The organism is Anaerocolumna cellulosilytica (assembly GCF_014218335.1).
Lineage (GTDB): Bacteria > Bacillota > Clostridia > Lachnospirales > Lachnospiraceae > Anaerocolumna > Anaerocolumna cellulosilytica.
In genome coordinates this window covers 5,376,866-5,395,989 of the sequence record NZ_AP023367.1, presented here as the reverse complement: position 1 = coordinate 5,395,989, position 19,124 = coordinate 5,376,866, and the positions used below count along the sequence as shown (strand labels likewise).

The 19,124-nt window shown below is 35.6% G+C and carries 22 protein-coding genes, 1 tRNA gene and 1 riboswitch; of the genes, 18 read left to right on the top strand and 5 right to left on the bottom strand.

Annotated elements, in window-relative coordinates:
• Positions 1–14 precede the first annotated feature (14 nt).
• On the bottom strand, positions 15–1,046 hold the full coding sequence (locus acsn021_RS22575) for a V-type ATPase subunit (RefSeq protein ID WP_184092819.1): 1,032 nt from the start codon (positions 1,044–1,046) through the stop codon (positions 15–17).
• A gap of 103 nt (positions 1,047–1,149) precedes the next feature.
• Positions 1,150–1,461: a hypothetical protein gene (locus tag acsn021_RS22570; RefSeq protein ID WP_184092818.1), complete on the bottom strand. Its 312-nt coding sequence runs from the start codon at positions 1,459–1,461 to the stop codon at positions 1,150–1,152.
• Between the two features lie 429 nt (positions 1,462–1,890).
• Between acsn021_RS22570 and trmB the strand changes: the two genes are divergently transcribed.
• The 5 genes from trmB (at position 1,891) to acsn021_RS22545 (ending at position 4,054) form a co-directional block, all read left to right on the top strand.
• Positions 1,891–2,526 (top strand): tRNA (guanosine(46)-N7)-methyltransferase TrmB, encoded by a 636-nt coding sequence (gene trmB, locus acsn021_RS22565; protein WP_184092817.1) that lies wholly within the window; start codon positions 1,891–1,893, stop codon positions 2,524–2,526.
• A gap of 112 nt (positions 2,527–2,638) precedes the next feature.
• The gene (locus tag acsn021_RS22560) at positions 2,639–2,788 is read left to right on the top strand and encodes a hypothetical protein (RefSeq protein ID WP_184092816.1); all 150 of its coding nucleotides are present in this window, start codon (positions 2,639–2,641) and stop codon (positions 2,786–2,788) included.
• 92 nt (positions 2,789–2,880) lie between these two features.
• Positions 2,881–3,198, top strand: a complete 318-nt coding sequence (gene trxA, locus acsn021_RS22555) for a thioredoxin (RefSeq protein WP_184092815.1) — start codon at positions 2,881–2,883, stop codon at positions 3,196–3,198.
• 275 nt (positions 3,199–3,473) lie between these two features.
• Positions 3,474–3,546: transfer RNA gene (locus acsn021_RS22550), tRNA-Lys, on the top strand.
• 157 nt (positions 3,547–3,703) lie between these two features.
• On the top strand, positions 3,704–4,054 hold the full coding sequence (locus acsn021_RS22545) for a glutaredoxin (RefSeq protein WP_243167863.1): 351 nt from the start codon (positions 3,704–3,706) through the stop codon (positions 4,052–4,054).
• 66 nt (positions 4,055–4,120) lie between these two features.
• On the opposite strand, the gene acsn021_RS22540 is transcribed toward acsn021_RS22545, so the two are convergent.
• Positions 4,121–4,753 (bottom strand): hypothetical protein, encoded by a 633-nt coding sequence (locus acsn021_RS22540; protein ID WP_184092814.1) that lies wholly within the window; start codon positions 4,751–4,753, stop codon positions 4,121–4,123.
• Positions 4,754–4,915: 162 nt separating this feature from the next.
• A riboswitch (Fluoride riboswitch) is annotated at positions 4,916–4,986 on the top strand.
• 91 nt (positions 4,987–5,077) lie between these two features.
• On the opposite strand from acsn021_RS22540, the gene acsn021_RS22535 reads away from it, so the two are divergent.
• From acsn021_RS22535 to acsn021_RS22515, 5 genes are all read left to right on the top strand, one after another.
• On the top strand, positions 5,078–6,241 hold the full coding sequence (locus acsn021_RS22535) for a cation:proton antiporter (RefSeq protein WP_184092813.1): 1,164 nt from the start codon (positions 5,078–5,080) through the stop codon (positions 6,239–6,241).
• Between the two features lie 100 nt (positions 6,242–6,341).
• The gene (locus acsn021_RS22530; protein WP_184092812.1) at positions 6,342–7,337 is read left to right on the top strand and encodes an SPL family radical SAM protein; all 996 of its coding nucleotides are present in this window, start codon (positions 6,342–6,344) and stop codon (positions 7,335–7,337) included.
• 149 nt (positions 7,338–7,486) lie between these two features.
• Positions 7,487–8,503, top strand: a complete 1,017-nt coding sequence (locus tag acsn021_RS22525; RefSeq protein WP_184092811.1) for a LytTR family transcriptional regulator DNA-binding domain-containing protein — start codon at positions 7,487–7,489, stop codon at positions 8,501–8,503.
• Between the two features lie 218 nt (positions 8,504–8,721).
• Positions 8,722–9,567, top strand: a complete 846-nt coding sequence (locus acsn021_RS22520) for an ABC transporter ATP-binding protein (protein WP_184092810.1) — start codon at positions 8,722–8,724, stop codon at positions 9,565–9,567.
• Positions 9,567–10,298 (top strand): ABC transporter permease, encoded by a 732-nt coding sequence (locus acsn021_RS22515; protein WP_184092809.1) that lies wholly within the window; start codon positions 9,567–9,569, stop codon positions 10,296–10,298. The genes acsn021_RS22520 and acsn021_RS22515 overlap by 1 nt, the downstream gene beginning before the upstream one ends.
• 214 nt (positions 10,299–10,512) lie before the next feature.
• On the opposite strand, the gene acsn021_RS22510 is transcribed toward acsn021_RS22515, so the two are convergent.
• Complete coding sequence (locus tag acsn021_RS22510; RefSeq protein ID WP_184092808.1) at positions 10,513–11,136, bottom strand: flavodoxin family protein; 624 nt, start codon at positions 11,134–11,136, stop codon at positions 10,513–10,515.
• A 317-nt stretch (positions 11,137–11,453) separates the two neighbouring features.
• On the opposite strand from acsn021_RS22510, the gene acsn021_RS22505 reads away from it, so the two are divergent.
• From acsn021_RS22505 to rsmI, 7 genes are all read left to right on the top strand, one after another.
• A complete protein-coding gene (locus acsn021_RS22505; protein WP_184092807.1) occupies positions 11,454–12,881 on the top strand; it encodes an aminotransferase class I/II-fold pyridoxal phosphate-dependent enzyme in 1,428 nt (475 codons plus the stop codon).
• A 34-nt stretch (positions 12,882–12,915) separates the two neighbouring features.
• Positions 12,916–13,524: a guanylate kinase gene (locus tag acsn021_RS22500; RefSeq protein WP_184092806.1), complete on the top strand. Its 609-nt coding sequence runs from the start codon at positions 12,916–12,918 to the stop codon at positions 13,522–13,524.
• 230 nt (positions 13,525–13,754) lie between these two features.
• Positions 13,755–14,195: a YaaR family protein gene (locus acsn021_RS22495; RefSeq protein WP_184092805.1), complete on the top strand. Its 441-nt coding sequence runs from the start codon at positions 13,755–13,757 to the stop codon at positions 14,193–14,195.
• Between the two features lie 19 nt (positions 14,196–14,214).
• Positions 14,215–15,207 carry a DNA polymerase III subunit gene (locus acsn021_RS22490; RefSeq protein WP_243167862.1) on the top strand — a complete coding sequence of 331 codons (993 nt, stop codon included), beginning with the start codon at positions 14,215–14,217 and terminating at the stop codon, positions 15,205–15,207.
• Position 15,208: 1 nt separating this feature from the next.
• Positions 15,209–16,120, top strand: coding sequence for a PSP1 domain-containing protein (locus tag acsn021_RS22485; RefSeq protein ID WP_184092803.1), 912 nt, complete (start codon positions 15,209–15,211; stop codon positions 16,118–16,120).
• A 42-nt stretch (positions 16,121–16,162) separates the two neighbouring features.
• Positions 16,163–16,906, top strand: a complete 744-nt coding sequence (locus acsn021_RS22480; protein WP_243182314.1) for a tRNA1(Val) (adenine(37)-N6)-methyltransferase — start codon at positions 16,163–16,165, stop codon at positions 16,904–16,906.
• A 35-nt stretch (positions 16,907–16,941) separates the two neighbouring features.
• Entirely contained in the window at positions 16,942–17,784 is an 843-nt protein-coding gene (gene rsmI, locus acsn021_RS22475; protein ID WP_184092802.1) for a 16S rRNA (cytidine(1402)-2'-O)-methyltransferase, read from the top strand.
• Between the two features lie 76 nt (positions 17,785–17,860).
• Here rsmI and acsn021_RS22470 read toward each other — a convergent pair whose 3' ends face one another.
• The gene (locus tag acsn021_RS22470) at positions 17,861–18,118 is read right to left on the bottom strand and encodes an AbrB/MazE/SpoVT family DNA-binding domain-containing protein (RefSeq protein WP_161837164.1); all 258 of its coding nucleotides are present in this window, start codon (positions 18,116–18,118) and stop codon (positions 17,861–17,863) included.
• A 281-nt stretch (positions 18,119–18,399) separates the two neighbouring features.
• Here acsn021_RS22470 and acsn021_RS22465 point away from each other — a divergent pair, with 281 nt between their 5' ends.
• Positions 18,400–18,984, top strand: coding sequence for a nucleoside recognition domain-containing protein (locus tag acsn021_RS22465; protein WP_184092801.1), 585 nt, complete (start codon positions 18,400–18,402; stop codon positions 18,982–18,984).
• Positions 18,985–19,124: the final 140 nt, after the last annotated feature.

The following is a 19,124-nucleotide window of genomic DNA, read 5'->3' as shown; positions in this document are numbered from 1 at the left end:
ACCTCCGATTCTTATTATTGTAAAACATATTTTAGCGTATCCTGAGGATCCAATTTATATCGAATACACTCTAGGGCAGTAGTTAGTTTCCGTACTTCATTTTCTTTTTTTAATAAGTAATATCCGATAGGTGCCATAGAAGTAGGGTACTGCATTTTATTAGTTTCGTATATTTTAGAAATCACCTTCTGGTAAAAGATTTCTATGGAACCATCCAACAGGGAAGGACTTAAGGTTGCGTAATGGGTAGTATTCAATACTGCAATGAATTCTTCCATTGTAGAAGTTTCCATCATTTTAACTAATTTATCCTTCGTTAACTTATAAGTCACTGGTATGATATAGGAGTAACTGTCAGAAGTATGCAGGGCATAAAACTTCTTTGAACGGAACAGCCATATAATATTTAATAAGTCTATTTCAGTTCCCAAGGAACTGGTAAGAGCCTTCAGATTGTCTCCCTTAAGTAATTTATCCTTTAACTTCCAGGATTTCATGAAGTAGTGAACATCCAGTTTCATTTCATAGTCAAATGATGTAATTTCTGTTTTTTGAATATTGGTAAGTAACGCATGATACTCAGTACCTTTTAGAAGATTAATAAATTCTTCCATGTTCTTTGCAGCAGCTAAAGCTTTTACGTTAAGTTTAGAGTGTTTATGAAAAAAATCACTGAACAAACTTAAATCGTAATTGGCAGCCTGATTATAGACCATGTGCATGCAAGCTTTTAATATGTTGATTTCATAGCGAAAGAAGAATAAATCTAGTACTTTACGCTGTTCCAAATTAGCGAACTGGTATAATTTTGAAAATTCTTGATATAAACCATGAATAAATATACCCTCTGCCTGGCTTCTATGGGTGCCTTGCTCATCAATCCCATTAAACACATCACGATAACCTGCATGAATTTTTAGATACGAGATAAAATCTCCCGTTGATTCCAGATTTGAAATCGCCTGATAATCTTTTACACTGATAATCTTGGCTTCCATAGCCTTTGCCTTTGTTATAATTCCACTATAGGATAATAAATTGTTCATAAGAAACTCCCATCTGGTGCTTTAGCACTATTTGTACTTGTGCATGTACAAGTCAGGATGTTGAAAATAAGCTTTGTTTTTCAACATAACCTCCTGAAAGTAGTTATTCACTCACTATTTGCTGAATTATACCATTGACAAGAGAATTATGGTTCTGTATGAATCTTTTCTCCATATCGGACAGCTGTTTGTTGCAATCATCAATTAGAGCTTGCTTTTCGGTAGATAAATCTTTATCCATCTGAGTCTTTAGGACAAGCAGTTTAGCATTTGTGTCATCAGTGATTTCTTTATCAAGCTTTTCTAGGTCATTTTTTAAAGTTTCTTGCAGCTTAACTTTTTCTTCATTAGCACGCTTGATAATCTGATTTGCTTTTTCCTCTATGTCATGTAAAAGGTCAATCACATTTTCCATCCTATATCCTCCTGGTATTTTTCTTGGTTTATTCTTTTATTATATGTAAAAGTAAAAGAAATAACCTGATACATTACAAGCAGTTCCATTAGACCTTTTTTTTAGTGGGAATAAAAAGTAAGTTTATTGGTCGCTTGCACAGACTATATCATACTACAAACTTTTAAAATTTCCATCGTGAAAATATACAAATTTCGATGGTTTTTTGAAAATATTTAAGGTGTTTAGCCTAATAATTATTAAGAAACTATAAATATTTTCTTAGGTATTTATTTTTGTTGAGGAATAGAGGGTTTCAAGAGCTTGTTTTAACAGAGGAAAAATCACTTGTCTTTAAAAGCTTCTGTGTTATAATAAAACAATAAAATATAGTGTCAACCAATTAGGAAAAACGTTCTAAGGCATGGGTGACAGTAGGAGACATACAGTATGAGGTTAAGAAATGTAAGAGGTTCAAGAGAAGCAATTGCTGCAAATGAATTTGTAGTACAGGAACCTGAAAGCCACAAAGGAAAGTGGAATTTATTCTTTGGAAATAATAATCCCATTCATATAGAAATAGGTATGGGAAAAGGAAAGTTTATCTGTCAGCTGGCACAGGAAAATCCCAATATAAATTATATTGGAATTGAAAAATATTCTAGTGTTCTAATCCGCGCCATAGATAAAAGGAAAGAATTAGAAATAGATAATTTGTGTTTTATACGGTTTGATGCAGAATATATCAATGATATCTTCGCAGAAGAAGAAATAGCTAGAATTTATCTTAACTTTTCGGATCCCTGGCCAAAGGATCGTCATGCCAAAAGGAGACTGACCTCGAAAGAATTTTTTGAAAGATATAACAGGATGTTAAGGAGAGACGGTGAAGTTGTATTTAAGACCGATAATCGTTTGTTATTTGATTTTTCATTAGAAGAAGTAGCAATCGCGGGGTGGAAACTTAAGAACCATACTTATGACTTGCATCACAGTGAATACGCTTTAGGGAATGTTATGACAGAGTATGAAGAAAAGTTTTCTTCCATGGGAAATCCGATACATCGTCTGGTTGCCTTCAGATAAAAATATAGCGCAATCAAGGAAAAGTATTTTTGATATTTGATGCAAGTTCCATGGGATAATATAGGGTTTATATTAATAAGCTATAGTAATAATAATCTTTGGGTATCAATCTATGAAAAAGTCAATAAAATATCAACTTTCAAAGGCATTAGGCGGAAATATGGAACTTAATAAAAAGGCTCTGCAATTAAAAAATTCCTGGGATGAAGTACAATCCATAGTTGGTAAAGGAAAAAATCAAAAACCTAAAAATAACAGTTGAATTTTTAGGGGTATAAACCTTTGGGTAATAGGCATTCTATATACGAATAGATTAATAAAAAATACTAAGTGATAAATTAAGGAGGAATTTGAATGGCTTTTAAATTTACAGACGAGAATTTTGAAACAGAGGTACTTAAATCAGATATCCCCGTTTTAATTGATTTTTATGCAGATTGGTGCGGACCATGCAAAATGATGGCTCCTGTTATTGAAGAACTTGCAGGAGAATATGAAGGAACTGTAAAAATCGGTAAATTAAATGTTGATGAAGCACCTGGAATTAGCAGCCAGTATAGAGTAATGTCTATTCCTACGCTTTTGTTTGTTAAGAATGGGGAAGTAGTGGATACGGTTGTTGGTGCTATTTCCAAAAATCAGGTTGTTGATAAGTTGAATCAAATAAAATAATTTGGCAGCAGGTGTTACTTTCATGATATTTTGTTATTTTTTAAAAGATGATTGAAAGTACACCTGTTGTATATACAATGGAAGCAAAAGAGTGTTCAAAATGATTAATTCGAACATTTGTTTGTGTTTCGAGCTTTTAATGACGGTTTTATATTCTTTTTTACATTTTTTAAACAAATATTATAAAATCTTTAAAGAAAAATAAAAAAAATATGAAAAAATACTTGCAATTTGTTTCATGATACTATATAATCAATTTTGCGTTCGAAATTTAAGCGCTTCTAGCTCAGTTGGTAGAGCACCTGACTCTTAATCAGGGTGTCCAGGGTTCGAGCCCCTGGAGGCGCATTGTAAAGTCCTAGTTTGACAGACGTATGAGCTGTTGGGTTAGGGCTTTTTTGTTAGTCATATATTTAGTAGAAAAGATATCTTTTAAAATCCTCTTCTTGAATTAATTAAGAATTTCTGTTAAGTTATAAGTATTAACAACAAAGGAGGTTGCATAATGAAAGTTTTAATGTATGGAGCTGAAATTTGTCCGGGATGTGTGAAAGCGAAAGAACAGTTAAGCAAACGTCCAGACATTGAATTAGATTATAGAAATATTACAGAAAGTACAGCACGATTAAAAGAGTTTTTAGCATATCGTGACCATGAAGCCATGTTTGCTGAGGTAATAAAAGAAGGCAGAATTGGGATTCCGTTCTTTATTCTAGAGGATGGAACAAAAACCTTTCAGGTATCCGATTTCCTGGATTCAGAAAGTGGAAAAAGTAAAGAAATAAGTGCTCCGGAACAAACAGAAACAAACTTAGAAGTGAATGCCTGCTCTCTGGATGGAAAAGGGAAATGTTAATAAAAAGGGTTGCCACAAGTTGTCTTGCTGCAACCCTTTACTTTATGGAAAGACCAAAAACCCCTTCTATTTATCAAAAACAGTAATTTTGGATAGAATATCCTTCATATCTTCTTGATTATCTGCCAAATAGCTTGCAACGATATTTACCATGTAATTATCAACTTTATGACAGTAGAAATCTTGATAATATGCTCCTTCATAGATAGATAATCTAAGGAGTTCAAAATCTCTGCCTGCAATTTGAACAGTACTTTGATCCTCAACCGTATATTCAATAGCAGAATTGTTCAGCATAAGATTAGTTACGGATTCAATATAATCATTTTCTGTGTATTTCGTACCGCCAAGAGTTAATGCCAGATTTTCATAAACTAACTGAATATTAGAGGTTGAATCTGGTGAATATGCTAAAAAGCCATAGACGTTTTTAATTTCTGCGACTTTTTTTAATAAATCGCTGCCGGAACCCTCTAAATCAATGGCTTCTGCTCCTAAATCCATTAATTGTGCAATCTCTTCGTCCGTTGCGAGACTCCAGTCTTTTGGAATCTCAAATTTCATGTTAAGCCAAGTGTTTTCAAATACATTTTCGTTCCAGGTACCGATGGTAAAAGCGGATTCATTTTTTTTACAACCGGATAGAGCTGTTAACATTACCAGAACAAGTATGGCTAGTAATATTTTCTTTTGTTTCATCTTCCTACTCTCCTTTGTGTTTTAAGCATACATTATTATAATAGCACAGAATATTTTACAATGTAAAGATTCTATAGGTCCTATTTTTGTATTTTTCTTCAATTACGATTAATCTTTAAGGTTCTAGAGATTGAATTTTCCACATAGTTGTGTTATAGTAAAGATTATATAGGGAATGAAGTTCTCCCGTGGGAAACCAAAACCGCTCTTTAGCTGATGACTTCTGTGATAATTCACAGGAGGTATCAGCTTTTTTGTTTTTATTCCTGGTAAGAAATAAAAATTTAGGTGGATAGATTCTATCGGAAAGGGTATGACTATTTTATGTTAACTAGTTTAGGAATTATGTTATTATTCGGGCTTATTTTTTCGGAGGCTGCAAAAAGACTGAGGATTCCTGCGTTAGTGGGAATGCTATTTGCAGGTGTTCTTTTAGGTCCTCATGTCTTAAATATAATTGATAAAACCGTATTGTCTATCTCTGGGGAATTAAGGCAGATTGCTTTAGTAATCATTCTAACCAGAGCCGGATTGGCTATGAATCTTAAGGACTTAAAAAAGGTTGGCAGACCGGCCTTGCTTATGTGTTTTTTACCGGCTTGTTTTGAAATTACAGGTTATATTCTTATGGCACCCAAATTACTGCATATTACAGTATTGGAAGCAGCCATAATGGGTGCAGTAATGGCTGCTGTTTCCCCAGCTGTTATTGTGCCAAGGATGTTAAAGTTAACAGAAGAGGGATACGGTACTAAAAAAGGAGTTCCTCAACTTATAATGGCGGGAGCTTCGGTTGATGATATATTTGTTATTGTTCTTTTTACATCCTTCACTTCACTGGCGACCGGAGAGCAAGTGTCCCTGCTATCCTTTGCAGGAATTCCAATAGCTGTTATCAGTGGGGTTTTTATAGGAATTATTACGGGTATTTTATTAAATAAAGTATTCTATATAATGCACTTAAGGGATTCGTTAAAGGTTATTGCTATGCTGAGTGTGTCTTTTATTTTATTATGGGCAGAACAAAAGAGTATTCTTCCTTTTTCAGCGTTGCTTGCTATTATGACTGTGGGAGGAACTCTTTTTCAAAACAATAAAGAAATTGCAGGCAGGCTCTCTATTAAATTCTCAAGTCTTTGGGCGGGAGCTGAGATTTTACTTTTTATTTTGGTGGGAACGGCAATCGATATTAATTATGCCATGAAGGCAGGCTTTAGCGCCATTGCAATGATACTAATTGCCTTGGTATTTCGTAGTGTGGGAGTATATGTATGCTTTATTAAAACGGAACTAAAACGTAAGGAAAAAATGTTTTGTATGATTTCGTATATTCCAAAGGCAACAGTGCAGGCAGCCATTGGAACAATACCATTAGCAATGGGACTAAATTGCGGAAAAATTGTACTAACGGTTGCTGTTTTGGCTATTTTACTAACAGCACCTTTAGGTGCATTTTTCATTGACATGACCTATAAAAAGCTATTATAGAATGTCTTTTATCAAGGTTCCATATACTGTATGTCTAATACGAAGGTTTGTGCAGATACTATTTCTTAAATTAAATGTTTTAAGAAAGGCAGGAAAGAGGATGCGACCTTCAAAAATATATTATGAACCCGAGTCCTTAAATTATCAGCTTGGCAGAGAGTTAAAAGAAAAGTACGGTGATATAGCCTGGGTCCCTATTGAAAGTCATAATAATATAGAAGAATTACGAACAAAAGAGAACTCAGAATTCGCAGGTATGAAATCATTATTAATTATAGGTACAAGAAAAACCCATAAATATTCTGAAAATCATAAGGTATCAGACTATTTGGTTCCCTTTACCTCCTCCGGCTGTACGGCTATGTGTCTTTATTGTTATCTAGTATGTAATTATAATAAATGTTCATATTTAAGAATATTTGTTAACCGGGAACAAATGATGGATCGATTAATACGATATTCAGAAAAAAGCGACAGGGATTTGACCTTTGAAATCGGCAGTAACAGTGACCTGGTACTTGAGAATACCATAACCGGCAATATGCCATGGATTGTAGAGAATTTTCTCAAGAGTAAAAAAGGGAAAATTACTTTTCCAACTAAATTTAATATGATAGACTCCCTTCTTCCTCTTGATCATAAAGGAAGGGTTATCTTTCGTATGTCTGTCAATCCTCAATATATTATTCAAAGTATTGAAGTAGGAACCGCTTCTTTGATGAAAAGAATAGAAGCAATTAATAAGATGGCAGAAGCAGATTATACAGTAGGGATACTAATTGCACCCGTAATATTACTGGATAATTGGAAGGAGCTGTACACTGGTCTTTTAGATTTGTTACAAGAGCAACTTTCTGAAAAGGTGAAAAAGCAGATGTTTCTTGAGATTATTTTTATGACTTACAGTTTTGTACACCGTAAGATTAATAATGAAGCTTTTCCCGAAGCGATTGAGCTGTATGATAAAGACTTAATGAAGGGAAGAGGAATGGGTAAATATTGTTACAGAGCAGATCTAAGGTCAGAGGGGGAAGCATGGCTGTTACATGAAATAGATAAACGGTTTGGAAAAGAAAAAATACTTTATTTTAGTTAATGTATTCCGTAGGACTTGTTTCTAGTATAAAATTATGCTATTAATTTATAATATCAATTTGTATTATAGGGAATGAACTTATAAATTGGTATTATAAAGAGCATAAAAATTTATGGTGATGGTATACCAGTAAAGTGGAAGGAATTACGATGTTAGCGATTAAGAATCTGTTTAAGGATATGAAAAATCAGAGTATTAATGGACTGGATATATGTGTAGAAAAAGGCAGCTCTCTTAGTATAGAGTGCAGCAATGAAATAGGGAAACTGATTTTTGAGTTGATTCTTGGTAAGGAATTACCCACACGGGGTGAAATTTTAATTGAGGGTATTCCTCCCCAGAAATTTATGAAAGAGAAGAACGGTTCCATAGGAGTAATATTAAAAGAAGACCCGCTTTATGAAAACATGTCCATTGAAGGATATTTAAGATTCTTTCACGAACTATTCTCTAAGGGTGTAGACTATAAAGCTACTATGTTAAAGTTCGGACTATTAGATATTGGTAATACGAAAATACATAAGCTTAATTATTCTGAGAAAAGGAGGGTAAGCTTAGCCAGGGAAATGCTAAAAAAACCGACTTTATTACTGCTTCAGGAGCCAATTCTTAACATGGATAGAGGAGGAGCGAAGCTGGTTATGGAAGGCATACAGGAGTTAAGTAATGGAGGAACGGCTCTTTTAATAACCTCTGTGTACTTAAAAGATGCTATATTAGTAGGCGACAAAGCATATCGGCTGGATGAAGACGGTTGCAGAGAGATAGATAATAAGGAAGAGAAAGCGAAAGAGGAGAAGTCATTAACCGTTGATAATAAGAGTACCTATACTCTTGAAAAGATATCAGCAAAAATTGAAGATAAAATTCTTCTGTTTGATCCAAAAGAAATCGATTATATCGAGAGTGAAGAGGGCAGCAGTTACTTATTTATCCGTGGTGAAAGGTTTCCCTGTAATTTGTCCTTAACAGAACTGGAAGAGAGGTTAGTCTGTTTTGGTTTCTTTAGAAGCCATCGTTCTTACCTTGTCAATCTTCAACGGGTGAGGGAAGTAGTAACCTGGACAAGGAATAGCTACAGTCTTAATCTGGAAGATAAAGTGAAAAGCTCCATTCCTTTATCGAAAGGGAGATTAGAGGAATTAAAAACTATTCTAAAGTTGTAATTGAGAGTAGAAGTTGATTTCATCTATATAAAGGGATTGAGCTGAGTGCGTTGAGAAAGTTTCAGCTTGTTTTTTGCTCCATTCAGCGTAAAAAATGCAGTTTTCAGGTCAAAATTTCTCCCGTAAGACTATAGATTGCTCTATTGAAGGAGAATATAATGCAAAAGCTTCTTTCCGGAAGCATAATGTGTTCATGAGAACCGAAAGGAGTTAAAAACATGAACCACATAGTTGATATGGAAAAGGTAAGAAAGAATTTCGATGAAAAGGAAGCACTAAGAGATGTAAACGTAAAAATAGAAGAAGGTGAGATATTTGGTTTCTTAGGACCTAGCGGTGCAGGTAAAACGACTACTATTAAATTACTCACAGGTCAGCTCTTACCTTCCTCCGGTAAAGTAAATGTATTAGGAAAAGAAGTATATGCTAATAAAAAGTTCATATTTGATAATATAGGTATACTTAGTGATAACAGTGGTATCTATGATCGGTTATCTGTATGGGATAATATGGTGTTATTTGCAGAGCTCTATGATATATCCAAAGAGAGAATAGCAGAAGTGTTAGAGAAAGTTGGGTTACATGAGGCTAAGAAAACAGAAGGAAGGAAACTGTCAAAAGGTATGAAGCAGCGACTTATGCTTGCAAGAGCAGTGCTTCATAAACCAAAGCTTTTATTCTTAGATGAACCAACGGCAGCCTTAGATCCTGGTACTACTCTTGAAATCCATAAACTTTTAAAATCTTTAAATGCAGAGGGAACTACAATATTTTTAACTACACATAATATGGTCGAAGCAGATAAGCTTTGTCATAGGGTTGCTTTCTTAAACAACGGTGAAATCGTTGAATGCGGTAAACCGTCTGATTTAAAATTAAAATATATTACAGATGATATCACAGTGATTCTTAACGACAACACAGAGAAACTACATTTAAAAAATTGTCCAAAAACCGGTGAAAAAATAATGCAGTGGATGAAAGAAAAGAAATTGCGTTCCGTTCATTCAGAGGAACCTACTTTAGAAAAAATATTTCTTATGTTAACCGGGAGGGAATTATAATGAATTTTTCAATCAAAAGAGTAAAGGCATTAACAAAAAAAGAAATGAAGAGTTTTCTGAAAAACTCCAATGTACTAGTAATGTGCTTGCTTCCGATTTTATTTAGTGTAATATATAATAATATATTTTCTGGTTTGTATGGTAATGACATTTCATCTAAAATGATGATTTTTAACATGTGTTTTAATATGAATCTGATTATGGTATGCAGTTTTGTTATAGCTATGCTAATCGCAGAAGAAAAAGAAAAGAATACATTACGTACCATATTATTGTCAGGAGTATCTGCACCTGAATTTTTAGCAGGGAAAGTATTGGTAACATTTATCATATCTCAAATAACCAACGTACTCATATTTTTTATTATGGAATTTGATGTGCGATTCCTAGTCGGGTTTTTGGTAATATCCTTCCTGGTGGTTATCTGTATGATTGAAATTGGAGCAGTTATCGGCATACTATCACCCAATCAGATGGCAACAGGAGTTATAGGCATGCCTGTTCTGATGCTGCTGTTACTCATTCCTGCCTTTGCAGACCTGAATGAAGGAATGAAAAATATAGCTAAATTTACACCCAACTATAATATGAATCTGCTATTTAAGCAGCTATTTGAAACCGGAAGTCTATCAGATGGTGGGATAATGCCGTTTTTGGTAATCTTTATATGGATTGTATTATCCGGTGCCGTATTTTTTATTACTTATAATAAAGTTGGTTTAGATAAATAGATAACGACGATACATAGGATTTAATCTCAGGATGAGCCCTATGTATTGTACTTTTTTATGTCTATGTTACGCTCTAGCCAAAGATAGTTTGAAGTTTGGTTAAAAATATAGTTTCAAATACAAATAATTTCACTATAAGAAAACCACCTATCAAGGTGGTTTTCTTATAGTAAAACAAACTTTATAAGTTAATATAGAGTCTCTCAAATAAATCCTAACGTATAAAATTAGTACGCAGCCTTTCTTCTTCTTCCGGCAAGCTGATTCCGGCTTCTTTTCCAGCCTGAATGGATTTTAATAGCCACGCCATATTTTTACCTAAAGTACGCATGGTTTGCATGCCTTCTAAATCCTGCTTAACTTCTTCGGGGGTATTGCCATGTACCATGTTCCAATACTGAGAAGAGACTACCGGCATGGAGGATATTGTAAGGTATTTATTTAGCTGGTCAAAGGCAGCGGTGGAGCCTCCTCTTCGACAGCTTAAAATGACCGCTCCGGGTTTATACTGATATCCGCTTCCAGCAAAGAAAAAGCGGTCTAAGAAGGAAGTTATCTGTCCTGAGGCAGCAGCATAATGCACCGGGGAGCCAAAGATAAAGCCATCTGCTTCCTTTGCTTTAAGTAAAGCAACGTTTACTGTATCATCATCAAAAGTACATTTGCCTGATAGACTGCGACAGACGCCACAGCCGATACAGCCTCTGATGGGTTTGTTTCCTACATGGAATATTTCTGTGTCAATTCCCTGTTTTTGCAGTTCTCCGGCTATTTCTTCCAAAGCAGTATATGTACAACCGTGAACTTTGGGACTTCCGTTAATAAGTAAAACTTTCATTTTTTTACCCATTTCATACCGCAGTTTTCTGCGATACCGCCACTAAGGTGTGTCTGAATATTCAATGAAATGTTCTTTTAAGAACCGTCTTCAGATATACCCTAAAAGTTGAAAGAATTTCTGTGGCTACCCTTTCTTATTGTATTTTCTTTCAACTGAATAATTCAAATACAGTATAACTCTTTTTAGAAAAAAATAAAAGATTTCTATAAGTTGGATTATCGCGTGATTTTACACAAAAAGATTGAATATACTATGGGTTTTGAGTACAATAAAGGAGTGCTTAAGGCACACAGATGGGAGTTTATGTTGTCAAAATGAATTTATACGATAGTTTGTTAGAATATAAAGAAGAGGGCTATTATCCAATGCATATGCCCGGGCATAAAAGAAACCAAGCTTTATTAAAGATGGTGAATCCTTACTCGATTGATATAACAGAAATAGATGGCTTTGATAATCTTCATCATGCAGAGGGAATGCTAAAAGAAAGCATGGAAAGATGTGGGAAGCTCTATGGCTCAAAGGCTTGTCATTATCTAATTGGAGGGAGTACTGCGGGTATTTTGGCGGGAATATCCGCCTGTACAAAAAAAGGGGATAAAATATTGGTAGCAAGAAACTGCCATAAGTCTGTGTACCATGCGATGTATCTTAAAGAATTGTATCCGGTGTATATTTATCCACCAGTAATACCTTCCTTTGGTGTAAACGGTGGAATTTCACCTGAAAAAATAGAAGAAATGTTGATAAAAGAGCCGGACATAACATGCGTAGTTATTACTTCGCCCACTTATGAAGGAATTGTTTCAGATGTAAAGGCTATCGCAGAAATAGCCCATAAGTTTGGTGTTCCTTTGTTGGTTGATGAAGCGCATGGTGCTCATTTGGGATTTACGGAGGGATTTCCACCTTCTTCCATACAGCAGGGAGCGGATGTTGTCATTCACAGTATCCATAAGACTCTTCCGGCATTTACGCAGACGGCATTGCTTCATATCAACGGCGAACGGGTTAATTATAGTGAGATTAAGAGATTGCTGGCCATTTACCAGACCAGTAGTCCGTCATATATATTAATGTCAGGCATTGAGCAGTGTGTGAAGTTGCTTGAAACCAGAAGAGAGGAGTTGTTTTCAGGATATCGTGACGAATTAAAGCTATTATATGAGACGCTTAGTAAGTGTAAGAATATTCAGATTTTAACCGATACAATAATTAAGCAAGAAGGCTTTTTTGGCTTTGATCCTTCTAAACTTACTTTATCCGTAAAAAATACTGCCATAAGCGGTACGGAATTGTATCAGGTTCTGTTAAACCGTTATAAAATACAGATGGAACTGGTTTCAAAGGATTATGTACTTGGCATGACAAGCATTGCAGATACCAAAGAAGGTTTTACAAGATTTACAAAAGCTGTTCTTGAGATTGACAGAGAGCTTAAAGAGCCAAAGGAGACAGAAGGTTCAAAAAATCAGCCCAATCTAACCTTTGGGCTTCCTGAGATTGTTATGACCTGCTATCAGGCTTATGAATATAAGAACAAAGTCCTGGCTCTGACTGACAGCGTCGGTTCTATCTCCGCTGAGTATTTATACCTTTATCCTCCGGGGATTCCTCTCTTAGTACCGGGGGAGAGAATTACAACAGAGATGTTGTCTAACATACTGGAATATAAAAAGTCCGGTCTGTCCCTCCAAGGAACGGAGGATATGAAATGTGAACAGATAAAGGTTTTGGTTTGAGAATACAAGAAAATGCCGTGAAAGGAAATACAAAATGTCCAAGTTGTTTGTTATTATGGGGAAAAGTGCCACCGGGAAGGATACTCTTTTCAAAAAACTAAAAGAGTATCACGGTCTATCTTTAAAGTCTGTAGTGGGGTATACAACCCGCCCAATACGTGATGGAGAAAGAGAAGGTGAAGCGTATTATTTTGTTGATAAGGCTAAGCTTCATTGGTTTCAGGAAAATAATAAGATTATTGAACACAGGGCATACCATACCATGCATGGAATCTGGGATTACTTTACAGCGGATGATGGACAGATTGATTTGTCAGCAGGCAGCTATCTTATGATAGGTACACTCATTACTTATGAGCAGATTAGGAACTATTATGGGGCGGATAAGGTTGTACCTATTTATCTTAAGGTGAATGACGGGTTGCGTCTTGAGCGGGCATTAGCTCGAGAGAAAAGCCAGGTAAATCCCAAATATTCTGAGCTATGCAGAAGGTACTTAGCAGATGAAGAGGACTTTAGCGAAGATAAGTTAAAACACCTTAAAATCATGAAAGGCTATGATAATGAAGATATAAGAATATGTCTAAGTGAAGTAGCAGCAGTTATACAAAAAACAATTAAGGAAGATATTGACATACATTAAAATTTTCCTATAAATTAAACGACCTTTATGTTATAATAAAGTATCAGTATTGTAAGATTTAAAAAGTACTGACAGCCTGCTTTTGTGAGATTTTTTAAGGGGGATTTTAAAGGTTGCCAGTGAAATACAAAAGGGAATACGTACGCGAAGTTACAGGCAGTGAGAAGATGAGTAATATATTCTCATATCCTAGTCAATGCGTGTGTAAAGCACACAGATGGGAGTTTAGTATGGACATTAAAGTAAATCAACTACAACCCGTAAATCAAGTAGAACAAAAAGCTCCTCTGCCGGAAGCGGACGGCTCTTTTAAGTTTACCCTTATCAGCAATATACAAGAGCAAGAGCTGCAAGCAAGACTAACCGTTTTAATGGAAGATATTGTTCAACAGGGAAAACGTCTAGGGAAACACATGGATGTACGGGATATGAGAAGGTACCGCCAGCTCATTAAAGATTTTATGAATGAGATTGTAAACAGATCCCACAAATTCAGCCGTGAGAACTTTCTTGACCGAAGGGGACGCCATCGTGTATACGGTATGATAAAACTTCTCGATAAGAATCTGGATGAATTAGCCATGGAGTTGATAAAGGAAGAAAAGGATACCATAGCAATACTGAATAAGATAGATGAAATCAGAGGAATTCTGCTTGATATCTTTGCATAATGGAAGCGAGGTGCTGTGTTTGCAAAAATTTAATCAGGTAGTAGGGCATGAACAAATCATACAACATTTAAAAACTGCAATTGCAATGGATAAGGTTTCCCATGCATATATTTTAGCCGGAGAAGACGGTTCAGGAAAGAATATGCTGGCGGATGCCTTTACAAAAGCGCTTCAATGTGAATCCCGGTTAGATAACAGGGAGGACTGCGGTGTATGCCGTTCCTGTTTACAGGCGGAATCGGGAAATCACCCGGATATTAAAAGGGTTACTCACGAAAAGGCAAGTATAGGTGTTGATGATGTTAGAATTCAGATAAACAATGATATTTTAATAAAGCCCTATAGCAGTCTTTATAAAATTTATATTATAGATGAGGCGGAACGGTTGACAGAGCAGGCACAAAATGCTTTATTAAAGACAATCGAATCCCCGCCCTCTTATGGAATTATACTTTTATTAACGAATAATCTGAGTGCTCTTTTGCCAACCATATTATCCCGGTGTGTGACCTTAAAATTAAAGGCAGTGGATAAGGAGGCTATCAGACAATTTCTAATGTTAAATTATAAAATTCCTGATTACCAGGCAGAGCTAAGTGCAGTTTTTTCTCAGGGTAATGTAGGAAAAGCTATTAAATATGCATCATCAGAGGAGTTTGGTGAGTTGAAGACAGAAGTACTTCATTTGTTGAAATATATTGATGACATGGAGCTGTATGAAATTATAGACGGTTTAAAGCGAATTTCAGAACAGAAGGAACGGATAGACGATTATTTGGATTTAATTATTCTTTGGTATCGGGACATACTGATGTATAAGGTAACAAAGGATATTAATCTATTGACATATAAAAGTGAATCTATGGACATATCAAAACAAGCCAGCATTAAAAGCTATGAGGGTATAGAACAGATTATAGCGGCTGTTGAAAAAGCCAAAATTCGATTAAATGCTAACGTTAATTTTGATATTGCAATTGAATTAATGTTACTTACCATAAAGGAGAACTGATATGATTAATGTAATCGGTGTAAGATTCCGAAGCGCCGGAAAAATATATTTTTTTGACCCTGCCGGTTTTGAGATAAATCAGGGGGACAATGTTATCGTGGAAACTGCAAGGGGAGTGGAGTACGGAAAGGTGGTAATCGGCCCTAGAGATGTGGAAGAAAGTAAAATTATTCAGCCTTTAAAGCCTGTGATAAGGTCTGCTACGCCGGAGGATAATGACGTTGAAGCGAGAAACAAAGTAAAAGAAAAAGAAGCCTTTCAGATATGTTTAGAAAAAATTAAAAAACATGGTCTTGAAATGAAGCTGATTGATTCAGAATATACCTTTGATAATAACAAAGTATTGTTTTACTTCACCGCTGATGGCAGAATTGACTTTCGTGAACTGGTAAAGGATTTGGCATCTGTATTTAAAACCAGAATTGAACTTCGTCAAATCGGTGTCCGAGATGAAACGAAGGTAGTTGGCGGTATTGGTATCTGTGGCAGGCCGCTATGCTGCCATACTCATTTATCTGAGTTTGCACCTGTATCTATCAAAATGGCAAAGGAACAGAACTTATCCTTAAATCCTACCAAAATATCCGGAGTTTGCGGAAGGTTGATGTGCTGCCTTAAAAATGAGGAAGAGGCATATGAAGAACTGAACAGCAAACTTCCGAATGTAGGTGATACGGTTACTACTGCGGATGGCTTAAAAGGTGAAGTACAAAGCGTGATTGTTTTAAAACAGATAGTTAAGGTGATAGTGACACTGGAAAATGATGAAAAAGAAGTTAGAGAATATAAAGCATCTACTTTAAAATTCAAAGCAAGGAAGAAAAAAGAAAAACTTGCAATAGATGATGAATTAAGAGCCTTAGAAATGCTTGAAATGAAAGAGGGAAAGTCCTCTCACTTAGATGATGAATAAACAGAATAATTGGGAGCACCCTGATTTGCAATTGGAGCGAATGTGAAGATAGAAGACTATTTAAAAGCTGGAGAACGCATTGACGATCTCCAGCGTAATCAATATAAGATAATACAAAACAGCAAAAAGTTCTGTTTTGGTATGGATGCCGTACTACTCTCCGGTTTTGCTAAAGTAAAAGAAGGTGAAGAGGTACTGGATTTAGGCACAGGAACGGGTATAATACCTTTACTGTTAGAAGCAAAGACAGAAGGGAAACATTTTACCGGCCTTGAAATCCAGGCAGAAAGTGCGGATATGGCAAGACGAAGTGTTGCGATTAACGGTCTGGACGAAAAAATAAATATAGTGACTGGAGATATTAAGGAGGCTTCCAATTTATTTGGTGCAGCCTCCTTCCATGTAGTTACTAGTAATCCACCGTACATGAATAATAACCATGGACTTACGAATAAAGAACTTCCAAAAGCCATTGCCAGACATGAGATTCATTGTACGCTAGAAGATGTAGTACGAGAAGCAGCAAGAGTACTTAAGCCTGGCGGGAGGTTTTATCTGGTACACCGTCCTTTTCGGTTAGTAGAGATTATTACTGTCCTTACAAAGTATCGCATGGAACCAAAGAGGATGAAAATGGTTCATCCCTTTTTTGATAAAGAACCGAATATGGTTCTAATAGAAGCAGTCAAAGGAGGAGGTTCCATGATAAAAGTGGAAGCACCGCTGGTGGTATATAAAGAACCCAATGTTTATACCGATGAGATCTATGATATATATGGATATTAATTAGCAGTTGATTTTTAAAAGATTGGAGATTATAGATGGAAGGGAAATTGTATTTATGTGCCACTCCCATTGGAAACTTAGAGGATATTACCTTTCGGGTACTAAGAACCTTAAAGGAAGTTGACTTAATTGCGGCAGAGGACACTAGACATAGTATCAAGCTGCTAAATCACTTTGAAATTACAACACCTATGACCAGTTATCATGAGTTTAATAAGATAGAAAAAGGCCGGTATTTGGTGGAGCAGTTAAAGCAAGGGGTTACCATAGCTTTAATCACAGATGCAGGAACACCAGGTATTTCAGATCCTGGGGAAGAACTGGTAAAAATGGCGTATGAGGCAGGTATTGAAGTCACCTCTTTGCCTGGTCCTGTGGCTTGTATAACTGCTTTGACACTATCTGGGTTATCCACCAGGAGATTCGCTTTTGAAGCCTTTTTACCAACAGATAAAAAAGAAAAAGGGCTCATCTTAAAGGAACTTCAAAAAGAATCCAGGACAATCCTTATTTATGAAGCACCCCATCGTTTGTTAAAAACTTTAAAGGAACTTTATGAGGCGTTAGGCAATAGAAAGCTTACAGTAATACGGGAACTTACCAAGAAACACGAAACGGTATTTACAACAACTTTTACAGAAGCAATTGCCTATTATGAGGCCAATGAAGTCAAGGGAGAGTGTGTGCTTACCATTGAAGGAAAAGACATATTAGAGCTTTTAGAGGAAGAACAAAAGAACTGGGAAAGCTTGTCTATAGAAGAGCATATGGAGCTGTATATAAGACAGGGAATGGATAAGAAGGCGGCTATGAAAGCAGTTTCCACAGACCGGGGTGTGTCAAAGAGAGATATTTATCAATATTTGTTAAATGAATAAAAAAAGAGCCTGTTCAAACTGTATGGTTTATTGTTTCAATAAACTATGTTTGACAGGCTCTTTCTTTGAGCTTTACTTATTCAATAATTCCAGCTAATTTAGCAAGCTCTAAGATAGATTCTTTCGAAATCTTCTTACCGCAATAATCATATAGATTATCTTTTGAACCGTTGAAAATATCGGTAGGCTCATATTTTTTCAATATGATTCTATCCTCATCAACAAAAATTTCAAGAGGATCTCTTTCGCTTACGCCTAAAGTCCTTCTTAGTTCAATAGGAAGTGTGATTCTTCCCAATTCATCCAATTTTCTTACAATTCCTGTGCTTTTCATATATGTACCTCCTACAATACCTTAATAAAATAGCATAACATAAATCTAAAGTCAATAAATTAATTATTATATTTTAGCAATATTTTAGTATTTTATAGGAAATATTGTAAAAAGGGTATTAAAAGGTAAAAAAAATGTAGTCGTTTTCTCTGATAAACTTTCCTGTAATGGATTTCCAAGTAGGGGAATATAGTATTTATAAAGAAGGGCTATAGGTGCTTTCAACATACAATTAAAAGTGTGCATTGGTGTTTTGCCAAACCACACAGATGGGAGTGTACATGTTAAATTATTTGTGGGGTTTCATGATAGTAATAGGAATAATCGTAGGTGTGTTAAACGGAAGAATAGATGAAGTTAGCACCGTATCACTAAATTCTGCAAAAGAAGCAATTACTCTTTGTATTACCATGCTCGGCGTAATGTCTCTTTGGACGGGAATTATGCAGGTTGCAAAGGCAGCAGGTATAACTGACGCTTTTACTAAGGCATTAAATCCTATATTAAGATTGCTCTTTCCTGACATACCAAAAGAGCATATAGTAAATGAATACATAGCTTCTAACATGATTGCCAATATCTTGGGACTTGGCTGGGCGGCAACACCAATGGGATTAAAGGCTATGGGAGAACTTCGAAAGCTCAATCAGGGGAAGGACACGGCAAGCTGTGACATGTGCACCTTTTTAATTATTAATATCTCATCTTTGCAGTTGATTCCGGTTAACATTATAGCCTATCGGAGCCAGTACGGTTCTGTCAGTCCAACAGAGATTTTGGGAGCGGCACTAGTGGCTACTGCTATTTCAACTATAGCAGGGGTTTTATTTTCAACAGTAGCCAGAAAACTAAGCCGTAATACATAGGTTTTGTTTAAATTGAATAACAAGAAGTTTTTCAAGATCTTGATTAATACGTGTTCAAGTGCAGCAGTACGGATGCAGATGGGAGTTTAAGTTGAAAAAATCAATAAATTTCAACATCATGATTTAAATGTGTGCTAAAG

Coding starts and splice junctions, on each gene's coding strand:
- acsn021_RS22570 (WP_184092818.1), bottom strand. CDS start 1,461: ATGGAAAATGTGATTGACCTTTTACATGACATAGAGGAAAAAGCAAAT.
- acsn021_RS22545 (WP_243167863.1), top strand. CDS start 3,704: ATGAAAGTTTTAATGTATGGAGCTGAAATTTGTCCGGGATGTGTGAAA.
- acsn021_RS22515 (WP_184092809.1), top strand. CDS start 9,567: ATGAATTTTTCAATCAAAAGAGTAAAGGCATTAACAAAAAAAGAAATG.
- acsn021_RS22510 (WP_184092808.1), bottom strand. CDS start 11,136: ATGAAAGTTTTACTTATTAACGGAAGTCCCAAAGTTCACGGTTGTACA.
- acsn021_RS22540 (WP_184092814.1), bottom strand. CDS start 4,753: ATGAAACAAAAGAAAATATTACTAGCCATACTTGTTCTGGTAATGTTA.
- acsn021_RS22535 (WP_184092813.1), top strand. CDS start 5,078: ATGTTAACTAGTTTAGGAATTATGTTATTATTCGGGCTTATTTTTTCG.
- trxA (WP_184092815.1), top strand. CDS start 2,881: ATGGCTTTTAAATTTACAGACGAGAATTTTGAAACAGAGGTACTTAAA.
- acsn021_RS22505 (WP_184092807.1), top strand. CDS start 11,454: ATGAATTTATACGATAGTTTGTTAGAATATAAAGAAGAGGGCTATTAT.
- acsn021_RS22470 (WP_161837164.1), bottom strand. CDS start 18,118: ATGAAAAGCACAGGAATTGTAAGAAAATTGGATGAATTGGGAAGAATC.
- acsn021_RS22575 (WP_184092819.1), bottom strand. CDS start 1,046: ATGAACAATTTATTATCCTATAGTGGAATTATAACAAAGGCAAAGGCT.
- acsn021_RS22485 (WP_184092803.1), top strand. CDS start 15,209: ATGATTAATGTAATCGGTGTAAGATTCCGAAGCGCCGGAAAAATATAT.
- acsn021_RS22495 (WP_184092805.1), top strand. CDS start 13,755: ATGGACATTAAAGTAAATCAACTACAACCCGTAAATCAAGTAGAACAA.
- acsn021_RS22520 (WP_184092810.1), top strand. CDS start 8,722: ATGAACCACATAGTTGATATGGAAAAGGTAAGAAAGAATTTCGATGAA.
- acsn021_RS22560 (WP_184092816.1), top strand. CDS start 2,639: ATGAAAAAGTCAATAAAATATCAACTTTCAAAGGCATTAGGCGGAAAT.
- acsn021_RS22465 (WP_184092801.1), top strand. CDS start 18,400: ATGTTAAATTATTTGTGGGGTTTCATGATAGTAATAGGAATAATCGTA.
- acsn021_RS22525 (WP_184092811.1), top strand. CDS start 7,487: ATGTTAGCGATTAAGAATCTGTTTAAGGATATGAAAAATCAGAGTATT.
- acsn021_RS22530 (WP_184092812.1), top strand. CDS start 6,342: ATGCGACCTTCAAAAATATATTATGAACCCGAGTCCTTAAATTATCAG.
- acsn021_RS22500 (WP_184092806.1), top strand. CDS start 12,916: ATGTCCAAGTTGTTTGTTATTATGGGGAAAAGTGCCACCGGGAAGGAT.
- trmB (WP_184092817.1), top strand. CDS start 1,891: ATGAGGTTAAGAAATGTAAGAGGTTCAAGAGAAGCAATTGCTGCAAAT.
- rsmI (WP_184092802.1), top strand. CDS start 16,942: ATGGAAGGGAAATTGTATTTATGTGCCACTCCCATTGGAAACTTAGAG.